General features: G+C 63.6%; 20 protein-coding genes. 1 reads left to right on the forward strand and 19 read right to left on the reverse strand.

Annotated elements, in window-relative coordinates; translation table 11 throughout:
• Positions 1-105: 105 nt before the first annotated feature.
• Positions 106-333 (reverse strand): ComEA family DNA-binding protein, encoded by a 228-nt coding sequence (locus tag BN3266_RS10815; RefSeq protein WP_195891622.1) that lies wholly within the window; start codon positions 331-333, stop codon positions 106-108.
• A gap of 165 nt (positions 334-498) precedes the next feature.
• On the opposite strand from BN3266_RS10815, the gene BN3266_RS10820 reads away from it, so the two are divergent.
• Positions 499-900 (forward strand): secondary thiamine-phosphate synthase enzyme YjbQ, encoded by a 402-nt coding sequence (locus BN3266_RS10820; protein WP_059005147.1) that lies wholly within the window; start codon positions 499-501, stop codon positions 898-900.
• A 49-nt stretch (positions 901-949) separates the two neighbouring features.
• Here BN3266_RS10820 and BN3266_RS10825 read toward each other — a convergent pair whose 3' ends face one another.
• The 18 genes from BN3266_RS10825 to mutL form a co-directional block, all read right to left on the reverse strand.
• Positions 950-1219, reverse strand: coding sequence for a thioredoxin family protein (locus BN3266_RS10825; RefSeq protein ID WP_059005148.1), 270 nt, complete (start codon positions 1217-1219; stop codon positions 950-952).
• A 126-nt stretch (positions 1220-1345) separates the two neighbouring features.
• Positions 1346-1597 (reverse strand): hypothetical protein, encoded by a 252-nt coding sequence (locus BN3266_RS14345; protein ID WP_059005149.1) that lies wholly within the window; start codon positions 1595-1597, stop codon positions 1346-1348.
• 43 nt (positions 1598-1640) lie between these two features.
• A complete protein-coding gene (locus BN3266_RS14350; protein WP_242861762.1) occupies positions 1641-1811 on the reverse strand; it encodes an HD domain-containing protein in 171 nt (56 codons plus the stop codon).
• Between the two features lie 25 nt (positions 1812-1836).
• A complete protein-coding gene (locus tag BN3266_RS10840; RefSeq protein WP_059005151.1) occupies positions 1837-2463 on the reverse strand; it encodes a DUF2812 domain-containing protein in 627 nt (208 codons plus the stop codon).
• 410 nt (positions 2464-2873) lie between these two features.
• Entirely contained in the window at positions 2874-3824 is a 951-nt protein-coding gene (locus BN3266_RS10845) for a transketolase family protein (protein WP_059005152.1), read from the reverse strand.
• Between the two features lie 4 nt (positions 3825-3828).
• Positions 3829-4671, reverse strand: a complete 843-nt coding sequence (locus tag BN3266_RS10850; RefSeq protein WP_021659268.1) for a transketolase — start codon at positions 4669-4671, stop codon at positions 3829-3831.
• Positions 4672-4788: 117 nt separating this feature from the next.
• Positions 4789-5610 carry a Cof-type HAD-IIB family hydrolase gene (locus BN3266_RS10855; protein WP_059005153.1) on the reverse strand — a complete coding sequence of 274 codons (822 nt, stop codon included), beginning with the start codon at positions 5608-5610 and terminating at the stop codon, positions 4789-4791.
• A complete protein-coding gene (locus BN3266_RS10860; protein ID WP_059005154.1) occupies positions 5603-6535 on the reverse strand; it encodes an RluA family pseudouridine synthase in 933 nt (310 codons plus the stop codon). Before BN3266_RS10860 ends, BN3266_RS10855 begins: the two co-directional genes overlap by 8 nt.
• 11 nt (positions 6536-6546) lie before the next feature.
• Complete coding sequence (gene lspA / locus BN3266_RS10865; RefSeq protein ID WP_082671800.1) at positions 6547-7563, reverse strand: signal peptidase II; 1017 nt, start codon at positions 7561-7563, stop codon at positions 6547-6549.
• 136 nt (positions 7564-7699) lie between these two features.
• Positions 7700-8350 (reverse strand): DivIVA domain-containing protein, encoded by a 651-nt coding sequence (locus BN3266_RS10870; RefSeq protein ID WP_021659272.1) that lies wholly within the window; start codon positions 8348-8350, stop codon positions 7700-7702.
• A gap of 11 nt (positions 8351-8361) precedes the next feature.
• Positions 8362-9108, reverse strand: coding sequence for a YlmH family RNA-binding protein (locus BN3266_RS10875; RefSeq protein WP_059005156.1), 747 nt, complete (start codon positions 9106-9108; stop codon positions 8362-8364).
• Between the two features lie 16 nt (positions 9109-9124).
• Positions 9125-9598: a cell division protein SepF gene (locus BN3266_RS10880; RefSeq protein ID WP_021659274.1), complete on the reverse strand. Its 474-nt coding sequence runs from the start codon at positions 9596-9598 to the stop codon at positions 9125-9127.
• Positions 9599-9612: 14 nt separating this feature from the next.
• The gene (locus tag BN3266_RS10885; RefSeq protein WP_059005157.1) at positions 9613-10320 is read right to left on the reverse strand and encodes a YggS family pyridoxal phosphate-dependent enzyme; all 708 of its coding nucleotides are present in this window, start codon (positions 10318-10320) and stop codon (positions 9613-9615) included.
• Positions 10304-11554 carry a biotin/lipoyl attachment domain-containing protein gene (locus tag BN3266_RS10890; RefSeq protein ID WP_242861793.1) on the reverse strand — a complete coding sequence of 417 codons (1251 nt, stop codon included), beginning with the start codon at positions 11552-11554 and terminating at the stop codon, positions 10304-10306. Before BN3266_RS10890 ends, BN3266_RS10885 begins: the two co-directional genes overlap by 17 nt.
• Positions 11555-11590: 36 nt before the next feature.
• Positions 11591-12538 carry a tRNA (adenosine(37)-N6)-dimethylallyltransferase MiaA gene (gene miaA, locus BN3266_RS10895; protein WP_059005159.1) on the reverse strand — a complete coding sequence of 316 codons (948 nt, stop codon included), beginning with the start codon at positions 12536-12538 and terminating at the stop codon, positions 11591-11593.
• 6 nt (positions 12539-12544) lie between these two features.
• On the reverse strand, positions 12545-13198 hold the full coding sequence (locus BN3266_RS10900) for a DNA mismatch repair MutL family protein (RefSeq protein WP_059005160.1): 654 nt from the start codon (positions 13196-13198) through the stop codon (positions 12545-12547).
• Positions 13199-13200: 2 nt separating this feature from the next.
• Positions 13201-13377: a type III PLP-dependent enzyme domain-containing protein gene (locus BN3266_RS14110; protein ID WP_195891623.1), complete on the reverse strand. Its 177-nt coding sequence runs from the start codon at positions 13375-13377 to the stop codon at positions 13201-13203.
• Positions 13378-13386: 9 nt separating this feature from the next.
• On the reverse strand, positions 13387-14832 hold the full coding sequence (gene mutL, locus BN3266_RS10905; protein WP_059005161.1) for a DNA mismatch repair endonuclease MutL: 1446 nt from the start codon (positions 14830-14832) through the stop codon (positions 13387-13389).
• Between the last annotated feature and the right edge of the window lie 30 nt (positions 14833-14862).

Consider the following 14862-nt stretch of genomic DNA (forward strand, 5'->3'; position numbering starts at 1 on the left):
ACCGCCCGGCCAATTTGGAAAGTCGCTGGTTTCTGCCGCTCGTTTTCTGCTGTATTTTAGCAAATCATCCAATTTTTTTTGGGGGAAAGGCGCAGGGAGACGCCCCTAGTAAAAGAGCACCTCTTTGAGCACCGGCAGGCTGTACTCGTCGATCCCCGGCACCCGCATCAGGTCCTCGTCGCTGGCAAAGGCGCCCCGCTCCTCCCGGACGCGCACAATGTCATCGGCAAGTTGGCTGTCCACGTACTCAGCGGCGGCCAGGGTCTCTCGGTCGGCCAGGTTGACATTGACCCGGTTTTGCCCGTCGTAGAGGGGGCCCAGGTCTTTTCCCACCTTGCCCCCTTGCCAGAACAGCAGTCCCGCCACTATAATGAGAAACAGAGACAAAAAAATGCGAATCTGCCTGCCCTCGCTCACCATTTTGCGCCCCCTTTTCTGTATTGTAGCACAGCGCGTGGCCCAGCGGGGCAAATTCCGGCAAAAAGGAGCGTCACTTTTATGGCCCACTGCAAGAGTTTTCAGCTCTCCACTGGCGAGCACAGCTTTCACGACATCACCAGCCAGGTGCGCGCGTACATCCGCGAGACCGGGGTGCGCGACGGGATCGCTGTCGTCTTCACCCCCCACACCACCGCCGCCATCACCATCAACGAAAACGCCGACCCCGACGTGCTGCGCGACCTCTCGGCAGGGCTGGACAAGACCTTCCCCCCTCTGCGGGAGTACCGCCACTTTGAGGGCAATTCCGACGCGCACATGAAATCCAGCCTGATGGCCCCCTCCCTCTCCCTCATCATCAGCGAGGGGAGACCCATCCTCGGCACCTGGCAGGACATCTACTTCTGCGAATTCGACGGCCCCCGTCGCCGCACCTTCTATGTCAAGGTGATCGAGGGCTGACGGCGACAAAAGAGGGCGGGCCAAAAGGCCCGCCCTCTTTTCTCTGTTCTCACTCGCCCTGCAGGGCTTCCCTGAACACCTGTTCCACCTTTTCCAGGGTGGGGACCCCTTCGTGGACCTTTTTGTCGCCGACAAAATAGGTGGGCACATACCAGTAGTCATAGCCCTCGGTCTTTTCCGGCTCGCGGTTTTCCTCGATCACCTCGATGTTCACCCGGCCGTACTCGGGGTGGGCGGCAATCAGCTCCTTCTCCATGGCAAAGGCCTGACGGCAGTATGGACAGTCCTCTAAAATCATCATCTTGACCGGTTTCGGCATGAAAAAGCCCTCCTTCTTTTTTGCACAGGCCGCCTCGCTCGGGGCGGCTCACCTCCCCCTCCCGGGGGGAACTCTCTCCTGATAAAAGGGTGCGCTCCTTCCGCCCCCGCCATACAAGGGCCGCAATCAGCGCACCAGATCGATTTGGCCGAGCAGGGCGGTGCCGGTGGGGGTGCGAAAGAGGACCTCCCGCATCCTGTAAATCGCCTCTTCCGGATAGCCGCTCTCCCCGGCGTCGACCAGGTGATCCGCCTCCAGCAAAATTTGGTGGTCAAGTCCCTTCCTCTCTTTGGGGGTGTGGTGGTGCACGACCGGGTAGACCACCCGGTCGATGCGTGTCTGGGTCCAGCCGCTGCCCTCTAAAAAGGCAGCCGCCAACAGGGACGCCCTCCCGCTCCTGACACCTGCCGTCGGCGTTTCCCTACCGCTCCCGGCAGAGGGAGCAGGCGATGTCGTGAAGGACGGCGGCCGTCTCCAATGCCGTCTGCGTCTCCCCGTCCAGCCCCTCCCGCTCGCCAATGGTCTTGGCGAAGGCATAGACCTTTAAAAAGTGGTCGCTGTCGTGAAGATTGCCGCTAGAACAGCCGATCATCCCCTCGGTCAACTCTACACAATGGTTATTTTTGGTCGTCCTCTCCCCTGCCCGCCGATTTCAACTGGCTGCGGGTGAAGAGGAAGTTGAGGAAGTAGGTGCTCCCCACAAATAGAAAGAGCACCGCCAGGGCCAAGGCCGCCATCTGCAACACCGCGATGCCGCCGACCCTGCCCACGGCGGAGAGAACGAGCGCCGCCACCCCCAGCAGCCAGAAGAGGATGCTCATCCGCAGGCAGCTCTGCACGCTCTGCCGGGTCACCGGTGCGGGCGGCGGCGGGGCGGGTTGGCCCGGCAGCGGGGTGAAGGGCGGCTCCCCCTCCTCCCCGGCCGTCTCCGGTCGAGGGGTGCCCGCGGGGGCCTTAAAAAAGTGGCAGCCCTCTCCGCAGGAGGTGACGTACTCCCACCCCTGACCGGCAAAGCGCGCGATATAGGCGGGCATCTCCGCCCGGGTGTGTTCGGCGCAGTCGTAGAGGTAGGCGGTGGTCTGGGGCTCTTTTTTCTTGAGGAGGAAGCCCATGCTGGTGAACTGCTCTAGGATCCAGCCCTCCTGGCTGTAATAGGAGAGCATGTCCAGCTCGTCCTGGGCCCCTCTGCGGGGCTTTTTTCCCGGCACAAACCCGCCGGAGGGGATGAATTTACTGTCTTCCATCGGCTCTCTCCCTTTGGGCGCACTCCCGCCCTGTTCTTCTGGGGCCATTATAGCACACTTCGCCACCGGCGGCCAGATTTCCAGCGGCCAAAGTCCTGCACAAGGATCTTGTACAGCCGTTTTTACAGACCTTGCACAGGGGCGTCGCGCCCGGCAACCGGGGCCATTTCACCGATTGCCCTTCCACAGGTGTCGTCACCCGGTACTGCCGCTTGGGCAGCCAGCTGTCGCTAATGGCGCGGCGTCTTCGGCGACGCCCTGCTCTCCATCCCCCACGCCGACGACCTCTGGGAGCGGACACCCCTCCTCTTCCCGCCGGTGTACCTGCCCCCTGCCGGGGGTGTTCTCTACACAAAAGAGAGGGCTGGGCGCGCAGCACGCCCAGCCCTCTCGGTCGAATGGGGATGTCCCTATTTCTTTTTGGAAAGGGCCTCTTTGGCCTTGACGACGATGTCTTTGGCGCGCAGCTCGAAGATGTCGAGCAGCTCGGCGGCGGGGCCGGACATGCCAAAGCGGTCGTAGATGCCCAGTTTCACCACCGGCACCGGGCACTCCTCGGTGACCACCTCGGCCACGGCGGAGCCCAGACCGCCGATGACGCTGTGCTCCTCGGCGGTGACGATGCAGCCGGTCTCGCAGGCGGCCTTGGCGATGATGTCGCGATCGATAGGCTTGATGGTGTGGATGTTGATGACCCGGGCGCTGATCCCCTCGGCGGCCAGCATATCGGCGGCCTGCAGGGCCTCGGACACTTCCAGGCCGGTGGCGACGATGGTCAGGTCGCTGCCGTCTCTCAACTGCACGCCCTTGCCCAACTCAAACTTGTAGTTGGGGTCGGTGTTGACCACCGGCACAGCCAGGCGCCCAAAGCGCAGGTAGACCGGGCCGTAGTAGTTGATGGCGGCCTCCACAGCGGCCTTGGCCTCCACGTCGTCGGCGGGGTTGATGACCACCATGCCGGGGATGGTGCGCATCAGGGCGATGTCTTCGTTGCACTGGTGGGTGGCGCCGTCCTCGCCCACGGTGATGCCGGCATGGGTGGCGCCGATCTTCACGTTCAGGTGGGGGTATCCAACGGCGTTGCGGACCTGCTCGTAGGCTCGGCCGGCGGCGAACATGGCAAAGGTGCTGGCAAAGGGGATCTTGCCGGTGGTGGCCAGGCCGGCGGCGATGCCCACCATGTTGGCCTCGGCGATGCCACAGTCGATAAAGCGCTCGGGGTAGGCCTTTTTAAAGGTGCCGGTCTTGGTCGCGGCCGCCAGGTCGGCGTCCAGGACCACTACCTCGGGGTATTTCTCGGCCAGGTCGCGCAGCGCCTCGCCGTAGCTCTCACGAGTTGCCTTTTTCACTACATCTGCCATCTTCCTACGCCTCCACTTCCGCCAAAGTCGCCTTCAGCTCGTTCATTGCAATTTCAAACTGCTCTGCGTTGGGGGCGGCGCCGTGCCAAGACACGTTGTTCTCCATGAAGGAGACGCCTTTGCCCTTTACGCTCTTCTGGATGATGGCGACCGGTTTGTCGGTCACCTCTCTGGCCTCTTTGAAGGCCGCCTCGATCTGGTCAAAGTCGTGGCCGTCGATCTCGATGACATGCCAGTTGAAGGCGGCGAACTTCGCGCCGATGGGATAGGGGGAGCAGACCTCTTCCACGGTGCCGTCGATCTGCAGGTTGTTGTTGTCCACCACCACGGTGAGGTTGGTCAGCCCTTTGGCGCCGGCAAACATGGCGGCCTCCCAGATCTGGCCCTCCTGGATCTCGCCGTCGCCGCAGATGGCGTACACCCGGTAGCTCTCGCCGGAGAGTTTGGCCGACAGGGCCATGCCGCAGGCGACCGAGAGCCCCTGACCCAGGGAGCCGGAGGACATGTCCACACCGGGGGTCCCCTTCATGTCGGGGTGGCCCTGCAGCATGGCGTGGGGCTTGCGCAGCTTCAGCAGCTCTTCGTGGGGGAAGTACCCGCGCTCAGACAACGTAGCGTACAGCGCTGGGGCGGTGTGGCCCTTGGACAGCACCAGGCGGTCCCGATCGGCCTTCTTCGGGTCTTTCGGGTCGATGTTCATCTCCTTGAAATACAGATAAGTCATCGTGTCGGCGATGGAGAGAGAGCCACCCGGATGACCCGATTTTGCGTTGTAAACGGCCTCAACAGCGCCCATGCGGACTTTGCAAGCCTGCGCGGCAAGTTGCTTTTTTGTTGCCTGGTCCATAACGGTACCTCCTAAGTATTTTATCACTGGGGAGAGTCCTCCCCGTATTCTGGGCCCAGCCGGGCCCAGCTGCAAACGCCGGTTTGACGCGGCGATGGCATTTGAGAGAAAGCGGGTCTACAGGCGGCCGCAATTTTGTCGCAGATAACCCAAAAACTCGGCGACGCCCCCCTCTAGGCAGCTGGCGCAGACCATGTCGGCGTGCACCTTGATGTCCTGCGGCGCGTCTGCCAGGGTGGCGGAGAAGTGCGCGGCCCGCAACAGCTCGAGGTCGTTGTAGTAGTCGCCGATGGCGGCGGTGGCGTCCTGGGGCAAGCCCAGATGATCGGCCAGAAAGTGGAGCGCCTCCCCCTTGTTGACCCCGTCGGCCATCACCTCTAAAAATTGGGGGGCCGTCTTGACAAAGTAGACGCCCGGGTGATGCTGGGATCGGAGAAAGGCCTCCAACCGCGCCATCTCCGCCGGGTCGATACAAAAGAGGACTTTATACCACGCTTGGGGGACGCTGTCCACATCCGTTACTATATATTCTAATCTATCTGTGCTGGTATGTCTATGGGCAAAGTGGTTATTTTTCGCGACATAAATTGTATCCGGGCACATGATCTCCGCCCCCAGATCGGGGAAGGCGGCGCAGGCGGCCCGCACCAGCTCCACCCCCAGGCCGTGGGGCAGACAGCGCTCGCGGATGGCGCGGCCGCTCTGGTAGTCGTAGATGAGGGCCCCGTTGCAGAGGATGGCCGGGGCCGAGAGCTGGATGCGGTCGAGGTAGCGCCGGGCCGAGTCCTTGTGCCGGCCGGTGGCGACGGTAAAGTGGCCCCCTGCCTCGGAAAAGGCGCGGACTGCATCGACATTTTGCTGGGGCAGGCCGATGCCCGCCCGCAGCAGGGTCCCATCCATGTCGGAAACCACCAAAAAATCGCTGATCTGCTTACTCATAAATACCTCCGTAGCGGGTTGTCAGGGCCTGCAAAAAGGCGGTGAAATAGGGGGGCAGGTCGCTGGTAAATTCCAGGTAGCGGCCGCTCTCCGGGTGGAGAAAGCCGACGGTGCGGGCGTGCAGACACTGGCCCTGCAGCCCCTTTTCCGGGTGCTTGGGGCCGTAGAGGGGGTCGCCGCAGACCGGGTGGCCGATCTGGGCCGTCTGCACCCGGATCTGGTGGGTCCTTCCTGTAAAGAGTTCTAGCTTTACATGGGTGTAGGGGCCGTATCTCCCCTGCACCCAGAGTTCGGTCCGGGCCGTCCGCCCGCCCTGGGCCACCACCGCCATCTTCTTGCGCTCGACAGGGTGTCGGCCGATTTGGTTTTCCAGCACCAGATGGGGTCCTTTGATCCCCCCGTGCAGCACCGCCTCGTAGCGGCGCAGAAAACTGTGCGCCCGAATCTGCTCGGCCAGGATCTGATGGGCCCTGTTGGTCTTTGCCACCAGCAACAGACCGCTGGTGTCCCGATCCAGCCGGTGGAGGATGCCGGGGCGAAGGGGGCCCCCCATGTCGGAGAGTCCTTCCCACCCGTAGCGGGCCAGCAGGGCGGAGGCCAGACTGTCCTCCTCTCGCCCGGCCCCTGGATGGACCACCATCCCCTTGGGTTTGTTGACCACCGCCAGGCAGTCGTCCTCATAGAGGATCTCCAGCGGGATGGGGTTGGGGCGAAGGGTGAAGGGCACCTCCTCCTGCCGGCGCAAAACAAGCAGGTCTCCCTCCTGCAGCTTCTGCTTTTTGGAGAGAGGCCTGCCGTTGCAATCGACCTGCCCCGTTTCCAGGGCCCGTTTCACCTGGGAGCGGGAGAGCCCAGACCGGCGGCTGAGGAGCAGGTCCACCCGTTCCCCCAGATCCGCCGCCTGTACCGTGTACAAAAACTCCATGCCGTTCTCCCTCAGACGCGCTCCTCTTTGGGCGGTGTCTCGCCGCCGCCCGTCTCCCCTTCATCGGACGGAGCGGCCTCTCCCTGCGGGGCCTCCGCCAGACCGGCAGAAGGCTCTTGCACAGCCCCGGTGGGTGCAGCGATCTCCCCTTCTGCTCCGGTGAGCTTTTCCGCCTCAGAGACACACTCTTTTTCCTGTGGGGCGGCCGCCCCCTCTTTGGGAACGGCCCCCTCTGGTTGGGGGATGTCCTCCTCAACAGCGGTCTCTTCCGCCCGAACGTCCCCTTCTTCGCCAGTCGCTTCCGCTGCTTCGGTATCGGCGATTTTCTCCCCGGCGGCGGGCTCCTCCGAAGAAAGTCCCCTCTCTTCTGCCGCGGGTGTGGGTTCCTCTGCCGTCAAGTCGGCTTCTTCGGCGCTGACGGTGGGCTCCACTTCCCCTTGCGCCTCGGCGGCCAGGGGGAATACCAGTTCGGCATCGGCGTCAATGGGCTCGGCCGGGCAGACAGGGGCGGTGGCCACTTCTTGGGCCGGCACTTCGGTCACCGCAGCGGTCTTTTTCTCCTTTTTCTGGGGGAAAAATGTCTTGTCAAAGAAGAGGATGTCCACCACCATCACCACAATGCCGCAGACCACCAGGCAGTCGGCAAAGTTGAAGACCGGAAAGTCGATGAACTGAAACTGCAGGTAGTCGATGACGCAGCCCCGGAAGATGCGGTCGATCAAATTTCCCAGGCCGCCCGCCATCACCACCAGCACGCAGCCGTTGAGCACCCTGTTTTGCAGGATGTTTTTGGTGAGCACAAAACAGCCAAAGACCAAAATCACCGTGGTGACGGCGATGAGGAGGGTGGTGCTCCCCTCCATCATCCCGAAGGCAGCGCCCCGGTTCTCCACATAGGTGAGCCCCAGCACATTGGGGATCACCTCGATTGGGCCAGACTGCTGCAAAAAGATGACCGCCGCCATCTTCAGCAGTTGGTCCGCCGCCACCAGCGCCAGGCAGGTGGCCAATATCGTCAACATTCCCATGGGGTCTACTCCTCCTGTGTGTCGTCTGAGCCGGCAAAAGGGGCCGCCGGAAGAACGGGCGCCCGCAGGCGATCTCTCCCAGCTGCCCCTCTGCCAAAAATAGTGTCCGCGCTACAAGCGGGGGCGACAGGCGCTCTTACTTCTCAGAGACGCCCCGCTCCCCCATCTCGAAGTTCAAATCAAAACCGGTGTCAAAGAGTTCGGGGTTGATCTCCCCCGCCTTGACCGAAAAGCCCTCTTCCTCTGCCGGGGCGGCAGCGGCTTCGGGAGCGGCGGGCTGCTGCTCGGGCAGCGCCTCTTCCGCGGGCGCTTCGGCGGGGCCCTCCTCCACGGCGGGCTCTTCCGCCGGGATCTGGGAGATGACCTCGATGTGGTTGCGGTAGAGGGAGAGCAGCGCCCCCTTGAAGGAGGAGACCTCGGCCTTCATCCGCGCCAGCTCGTCCTGGTAGAAATGGATCTTGTCCTCTGACTTGGAGAGCATGCTCTCGGACTTGATGGTGGCGTCGCGCATGATGATGTCGGCCTTCTGGCGCGCCTCGGCAACCACCGAGGCCCCCAGCTTCTGGGCGCCCAGCAGAGCCGCCCGCAGGCTGTCCTCGTCCTTGCGGTAGTCCTCCAACTTGTCGGCCAGCAGCTCCAGCTTCTGCTCCAGATCCGCCTTCTCCGCCTCCAACTTCTCGACGGTGGCAATGACCTCGTCGATGAAATCGTCCACCGAGTCGGCCTTGTAGCCCTTCATCCCCGAGCGCTCAAAGGTCGCGTTCTTGATTTGCTCCAGTGTCAGCATCCTCTATCCTCCTACAAATACTTCTGTGCGGTGATGCCGAGGCGGCCCTTTTTGGTGGGCCCGCCCACGGCGGTCAATACAAATCTCCCCGCCCCGCGGACAGAGAGGACATCCCCCTCTTCCAGCGGTTCGGAGGGGGAGAGCACCTCCCGGTGGTTGAGCTGCACCTGGCCGGCCTGCACCAGTTGGGTGCAGCGGCCCCGACTCTGGCGCAACAGAACGCCGAGCACCCCGTCCAGCCGCAGGGAGGCCACCGTCCCCCCGATCTCCTCAAAGCGCTGGGGGGGCACCCGGTCCAGGCCCCCCTCTTCCACGCGCACCCCGACGCGCCCCACCTTTTTGATTTCCAGTGCCAGGGGGGCGGCGTTTTGGTGCAGAAAGGCCACCGCTTCGCCCTCGCCCACAAAGATGTCCCCCACCAGCCGGCGCTCGATCTCCAGCGAGAGAAGGGCGCCCAAGAAGTCCCGGTGGGTGAGTACATCCTGTTTGCGGTAGAGAAAGCGCAGGGGGCGGATGGGAAAGCACCCCTCCCCGATGGGCGGTCCGCCGCTGATTGCCAGCACCGCCCGGCGGCATTCGGGGTGGCCGCCGAAAAAGCGGTGCTCCACCTCGGTGTGGGCGGCGAGCATAGGGGCACAGAGCAGCTGCTGCCGCTCGTCGAGAAAGTAGGTGCTCTTACAGGCGCTGCGGCTGTAGCAGCTCTCCATCATCTCTTCCACGCCCCGCAGAAAGAGGCGTTCGCCCTCGTCTGCGGGCAAAACAGCGCGCACTTCTTTAGAAGAAGATGCCGTTGTTTTCCAGCTCGTCCATCAAATCGCCCACCAGGTCCACGTTGTAGGGGGTGATGATGAAGGTGCTGTTGGCGACCCGCTGGATCTGGCCGTTGTTGGCGTAGGCCACCCCGCTGAGAAAGTCCACCAGCCGGCGGGAGATGTCCTTGTTGGTCCCCTCCAGGTTGAGGACCACCGTCCGCTTGGCGTTGAGGTGGTCGGCCACGGCGGAGGCGTCTTCAAATTTCTCGGGTTTGACCAACACCACCTGCAGCTGGGCGGTGGTGTTGATGTTTACTACCTTGTTGCGCTTGGACGCCACTTCATCGTATCCCACGACCGTCGTCTCCTCCTGTTTCTTAGCAGAGGGGGTACCGCTCAGGAAATCCACCTCGCCGGTGCCCTCAAAATCTTCCTCATATCCCTCTTCGTCGGAGTCCATCCCCATGAAGTCTTTAAACTTGTCGACCAAACCCATTGTCCTGTTTCCTCCTAAACTTGCGATTGCCGCTCTCCAAAGAGGATGCTGCCCAGGCGCACCTGGGTGCTCCCGCAGGAGACGGCTGTTTCAAAATCGCCGGACATGCCCAGCGAAAGAGTTTCCATAAAGACATTATCTAATTTTTTGTGCTTTATGTCAATAAATAGTTTCTCCATCTCCCGAAAATAGGGGGCGGCGCCCTCTCCCTCGGCGGCGGGGGGGATGGCCATCAACCCGGCGATGCGCACCCCCGGCAGGGCGGCGATTTGGGGCAGGACCCCTTCCAGCTCCTCTTTGGCAAAGCCGGACTTGCTGGCCTCGCCGCCGATGTTGACCTCCAGCAGGATGTCCATCCGCCGGCCGATGGCGGTGCAGCGGCGGCCGATCTCCTCGGCCAGGGCCAGGGAGTCCACGCTCTCGATGCGGTCCACCTTGTCGGCGATGTACTTGACCTTGTTGCGCTGCAGGTGGCCGATAAAGGCGATTTTCAGCCCCTCTTTGTGGTAGCTGTCGTACTTGTCCAAAAACTCCTGCACCCGGTTTTCGCCGATGAGGGAGACGCCGCTGTCGATGAACTGATTGACCCGCTCGGCCGGCACCGTCTTGGTGACGGCCATCAGCGCCACCTCACCGCCGCTGCGCCCGGCGGCCTGGGCCGCCCGGTCGATGCGGCCGCGAATGTCCCGCAGGATGCGCGCGGCATCAGAGATATTTTCCATCGTAAAGGTCCTTCCCTTCCACAAACACTTCGTCGTAGAGTTCCAGGTAGCGGACGGTGGTCTCCTCCCCTGTCTCCTCGTTTTTGACCGTCTCCTCGGGGGTGGCTACCTGCTCTACCAGCAGGTAGTCCCCCTCTTCCACCAACACGTTGACCTGCTTGAAGCGAACGGTGCCGCCGTCCTTCACGTAGACGCCCTTGACCCCGTTTTCCACCCGCAGGGCCCGGGCGGGCACCCGCAGGCCGCTGAGCTGCTTGTTGCTCAGGCGGATGTTCTGGATGCGCAGGTTGACCAAGTCCTTGGTGATGTAGTCGCAGCGCAGCACCACCAGGCTCTTTCCCCCCTCGCCGGAGGTGATGCGCTCCACCACCACCGGCACCTCCTCGTTGTAGGCGCCCAGGAACTCCACGTAGAGGGTGGCCCCCTCCTTGACCCAGCGCAGCTTTTCGTCGGGGAGGACGCAGGCCACATACCAGTCAAAGTCCTTGACCAGCTTGCCCAGGGGGTTGCCCTCCACGGCGGCCGGCTGGCTCTTGCCGTCGAGGATGTCCTGTACCTGGGCGGCGGTCATCCCCTCCAGGGCCTGGGGGGTGAGCGCCTCTTCGTACCCGTCCACCGCGCTGGAAAAATAGCCGGAGGCGGGGGCGTACTCGTAGGAGACCTTGCCCCCCAACTGGCCGTTGAGGCTGTCGATCTGGCCCTGCAGGGCGCTCATCTGGGCGGTGTAGTCGACCGCCTGGCCGGTGGCCGCCTGCCGGCGGCTGATCTGGGCCAGCAACTGGTTTTTGTAGTCGGCGCTCTTGGCGTAGCTGCCGCTTTGGAACTCCCCCTCCATCTGGGCGATGGTCTTGCCGATCTGGGTGCCCAGGGCCGAGGGGTCGGTCACCGAGGTGGAGAGGGCGCTGGACTCCTTGAGCATGTCCAGCTCCTTTTGCAGGGCGCGCACCTTGCTCACCAGGGCCGAATCGCTCTCGCTGGCGTAGACCTCGGAGATCAGCTCCCCCCCCGAGACCTTGGAGCCGTCGGTGAGGGAGTAGTTGAAGTAGCCCTCCTGGCTGGCGCGGAGGACCTGTGCATCCCGAATGGCCAGCCCCTTGGTGGTGGCGGACGAACTCATCACATAGCTGACGGCCACCTCGGTCTTGTTGCGGTTGAAGTAGATCTGAAAGGCCTGCACCCCCACGTAGAGGATGAGCAGCAGACAGAGGCCGGCGATCCCCAGCCATTTGAGCACCTTTTTCAATACGTTGCCCCTCCCTTTCTCCCCCGGTCAGTCCCCCAGGTGGCGGCGGGCGATCTCCAGCGCCCGCTGAAATATCTCTTCGTCGGTGGTCTGCTCCCCCGCGTCGATCCAGTGGATAGACCGGTTTCTCCGAAACCAGGTCAGCTGCCGTTTGGCGTAGTTGCGGGTGCGCTTTTTCAGGTTTTCCAGCCCCTCTTCCAGGGTGCAGTTGCCCTCGAAATAGTCGGCCAGCTCCTTGTATCCAATGGCCTGCTGGGCCGTCTGATACTCCCGCCGCTCGGTGTAAAAGGCCAGCGCCTCGGAGATGAGGCCCTGCTCCACCATCTGGTCCACCCGCCGGTTGATGCGGTTGTAGAGCAGTTCCCGGTCGCTGTATTCGATACCCAGGTAGCAGGCGTCGTAGAGCTTGGGCGCGGCGGCGGCCCGCCTTTGCAGTTCGCTCATCTTCTGGCCGGTGACCTCCATGGTCTCCAGGGCCCTCAGCACCCGGCCGGTGTTGTTCTGGTGGAGCTTTTCAGCCAGCTCCGGGTCCAGGGCGGCCAGCTTGCGGTACATCTCCTCCGGCCCCCGGCAGGCCAGTTCCTTTTGCAGCCGGGCCCGCACCTCCTCGTCCACCCCCGCGTCGTCAAAGCGGAGGTTGCCCACCAGGGCGTCCACGTAGAGGCCGGTCCCCCCGGCCACGATGGGCAGGCGGCCCCGCTCGGCGATGCCGGCGATGATCCGCTTGGCGTCCACCACATAGTCGGCCACGCTGTAACGGCGGGTGGGGGGGACAAAGTCGATGAGATGGTGGGGCACCCCCTCCATCTCCTCCGGGGTGGGCTTGGCGGTGGCGATGTCCATCCCGGTGTATATCTGCATGGAATCGGCAGAGACGATCTCCCCGTCGAGGGCTTTGGCCAGTTTGACCGCCAGCGCCGATTTGCCCGACGCCGTCGGCCCCACCACGGCCAAAATCTTCAGCGGCTTCTCCAACTCAAATCACAGCCTTCCAAATAATTTCTCGATGTCCTTCTTGGTCTGCTCGATGACGATCGGCCTGCCGTGGGGGCAGTACTTGACGATGTCGTAGCGGTAGATGTCCTCCATCAGCTGCTGCAGCTCGTACTGGGTGGAGCGGTTCCCCCCCTTGATGGCCGCCCGGCAGGCGATGGAGTTGAAGAGCCAGTCGATGTGGGAGGCGCTGACCTCCTGCTCGCCCTTAGCCAGGTTGGAGGCCACCTCCTCAAAGATGCCGGCGATGTCGCAGTTTTGGAGGAAGGAGGGGATCTCCCGCACCACCATGGCGCTGACCCCCAGCTCCTCGGCGATGAAGCCGGCGTTTTGCAGCAGTTCCCGGTGCTCGAGCACGGCGCTGATCTCCTCCGGCGCCAGGGTCACGGCCACCGGCTCTAAGAGGATCTGGCGGGCGATCTGCCGGTACTCCCGCTTGAGCCGCTCAAAGAGGATGCGCTCGTGGGCGGCGTGCTTGTCCACGAGGAAGAAGCGGTCCTCGGTGCAGGCGAGGATGTAGGTGTGAAAGAGCTCCCCCACCACGGTGGGTACCTCCCCCTCGACCCCGCCCGCCGAGGGGGCCGCCCACTGCAGCTGCCCGTCCTCCGCCGCCGCGGGTTCGGCGGGCTGTCTCTTATACACATCTAGATGTGTATAAGAGGCCGGGCCACCCTCTCCATGCGGTCCACCTTGTCGGCGATGTACTTGACCTTGTTGCGCTGCAGGTGGCCGATAAAGGCGATTTTCAGCCCCTCTTTGTGGTAGCTGTCCTCCTTGTCCAAAAACTCCTGACACCGGTTTTCGCCCCTGAGGGGGGTCATCATCTCCTATCAGCGCTTGCCTAGATACGCACGGACTACGGTCGGCAGACGTGGGGGGGGGGGGGGGGGAGGGCGGGGCCGGGTGGCCGCCTGGTGAGGGGCGGGTCCGGGGCGGCGCTCCGCCCCGGCAGAGAAAACGCCGCTCGGGCGGGAGGGCTGCTGCGAGACCGCTTTGGGCACAGACCTCTCCGCGGTCGATTCGGAGCGCTCCCTCTGCGCTTCGGCGCGCAGGGTGGCGCTGCGGCGCAGCAGGTCGGCGGCAGCGCCGCTCACCCCGATGCCGTAGCGGCCGTCCGGGGTGCGGGGGGCGGCGGTGGGGCTGTGCAACTCCCCCGTGCCGCGCACGGCGCTCCCCCCGGTGGAGGGGGCCGCAGGACGCCAGCCGCCGGTCCCCTTCTCCAGGGGCAGCGGCTGTTCCGCCGCGGCCTTGGCCTGGGCCGGCGAAAGGGCCGCCGTCTGGTCGGAAAAGTTGAGGATGGCGCTCTTGGCGGCGGTGTAGACGGCGCGGAAGACGTCGTTTTCAGCGGCGAAGCGCACCTCGATCTTGGCCGGGTGGACATTGACGTCCACCAGCTCGCTTGGCATCTCGATAAAGAGGAAGCAGGCGGGGAATTTGCCCGCCATCAGCACATTTTTATAGCCCTGTTCCAGGGCGGCCATCCCGGTCTTGGTCTTGACAAACCGGCCGTTGACGTAGAAGTGCTGCAGGGTGCGGTTGGACTTGGCGTACTGGGGCTTGGAAATGTAGCCGCTCACCCGGTAGGGCGGGACCTCGTGGCTCACCTCGATGAGGTTGTCGGCCACCGACCTGCCGAAGAGTTCACGGACGGCGTCCTTCAGCCGGCCGGTGCCGGGGGTGTGCAGCTTGTCCACCCCGTCGCGGATAAAGCGGAAGGAGATCTGCGGGTGGGAGAGGGCGGTCTTCTGCACCACCGACTCCACCGCATTGCCCTCGGTGACGTTCTTCTTTAAAAACTTCATCCGCGCCGGGGTGTTGTAGAAGATGTCTCGGGCGATGATGGTGGTGCCCTGGGGGCAGCCGGCGTCTTCGCACTCGCCCCCCACCCCGCCCTCGATGCAGTAGCGGGTGCCCAGTTGGCTGTCGGGGGTGCGGGTCAAGAGTTCCACCCGGCAGACCGCAGCGATGGCGGCCAGCGCCTCGCCTCGGAAGCCCAGGGTGCCGATGTGGCTCAGGTCCTCCTCGCAGGCGATTTTGCTGGTGGCGTGGCGGAGGAAGGCGGTGGGCACATCCTCCCTGCCGATGCCGCCGCCGTTGTCGGTGATGCGAATGAGGCGGATGCCCCCCTCCCCGATTTCCACCGTGATGGCGTTTGCCCCGGCGTCAATGGCGTTTTCGATGAGTTCTTTGACAATGGACGACGGGCGCTCCACCACCTCCCCGGCGGCGATGAGCTCTGCCACGTGGCCCTGCAACAGGTTGATCTTCTGGCCCACAGGCCCTCCCTCCTCTTCTCTTCAAAATCC

The sequence above is a fragment of the Bittarella massiliensis (ex Durand et al. 2017) genome (genome assembly GCF_001486165.1).
Classification (GTDB): Bacteria; Bacillota; Clostridia; order Oscillospirales; family Ruminococcaceae; genus Bittarella; species Bittarella massiliensis.

Coding starts and splice junctions, on each gene's coding strand:
- BN3266_RS10820 (WP_059005147.1), top strand. CDS start 499: ATGGCCCACTGCAAGAGTTTTCAGCTCTCCACTGGCGAGCACAGCTTT.
- BN3266_RS10825 (WP_059005148.1), bottom strand. CDS start 1,219: ATGCCGAAACCGGTCAAGATGATGATTTTAGAGGACTGTCCATACTGC.
- BN3266_RS14350 (WP_242861762.1), bottom strand. CDS start 1,811: ATGATCGGCTGTTCTAGCGGCAATCTTCACGACAGCGACCACTTTTTA.
- BN3266_RS10840 (WP_059005151.1), bottom strand. CDS start 2,463: ATGGAAGACAGTAAATTCATCCCCTCCGGCGGGTTTGTGCCGGGAAAA.
- BN3266_RS10845 (WP_059005152.1), bottom strand. CDS start 3,824: ATGGCAGATGTAGTGAAAAAGGCAACTCGTGAGAGCTACGGCGAGGCG.
- BN3266_RS10850 (WP_021659268.1), bottom strand. CDS start 4,671: ATGGACCAGGCAACAAAAAAGCAACTTGCCGCGCAGGCTTGCAAAGTC.
- BN3266_RS10855 (WP_059005153.1), bottom strand. CDS start 5,610: ATGAGTAAGCAGATCAGCGATTTTTTGGTGGTTTCCGACATGGATGGG.
- BN3266_RS10860 (WP_059005154.1), bottom strand. CDS start 6,535: ATGGAGTTTTTGTACACGGTACAGGCGGCGGATCTGGGGGAACGGGTG.
- lspA (WP_082671800.1), bottom strand. CDS start 7,563: ATGGGAATGTTGACGATATTGGCCACCTGCCTGGCGCTGGTGGCGGCG.
- BN3266_RS10870 (WP_021659272.1), bottom strand. CDS start 8,350: ATGCTGACACTGGAGCAAATCAAGAACGCGACCTTTGAGCGCTCGGGG.
- BN3266_RS10880 (WP_021659274.1), bottom strand. CDS start 9,598: ATGGGTTTGGTCGACAAGTTTAAAGACTTCATGGGGATGGACTCCGAC.
- BN3266_RS10885 (WP_059005157.1), bottom strand. CDS start 10,320: ATGGAAAATATCTCTGATGCCGCGCGCATCCTGCGGGACATTCGCGGC.
- BN3266_RS14110 (WP_195891623.1), bottom strand. CDS start 13,377: ATGACCCCCCTCAGGGGCGAAAACCGGTGTCAGGAGTTTTTGGACAAG.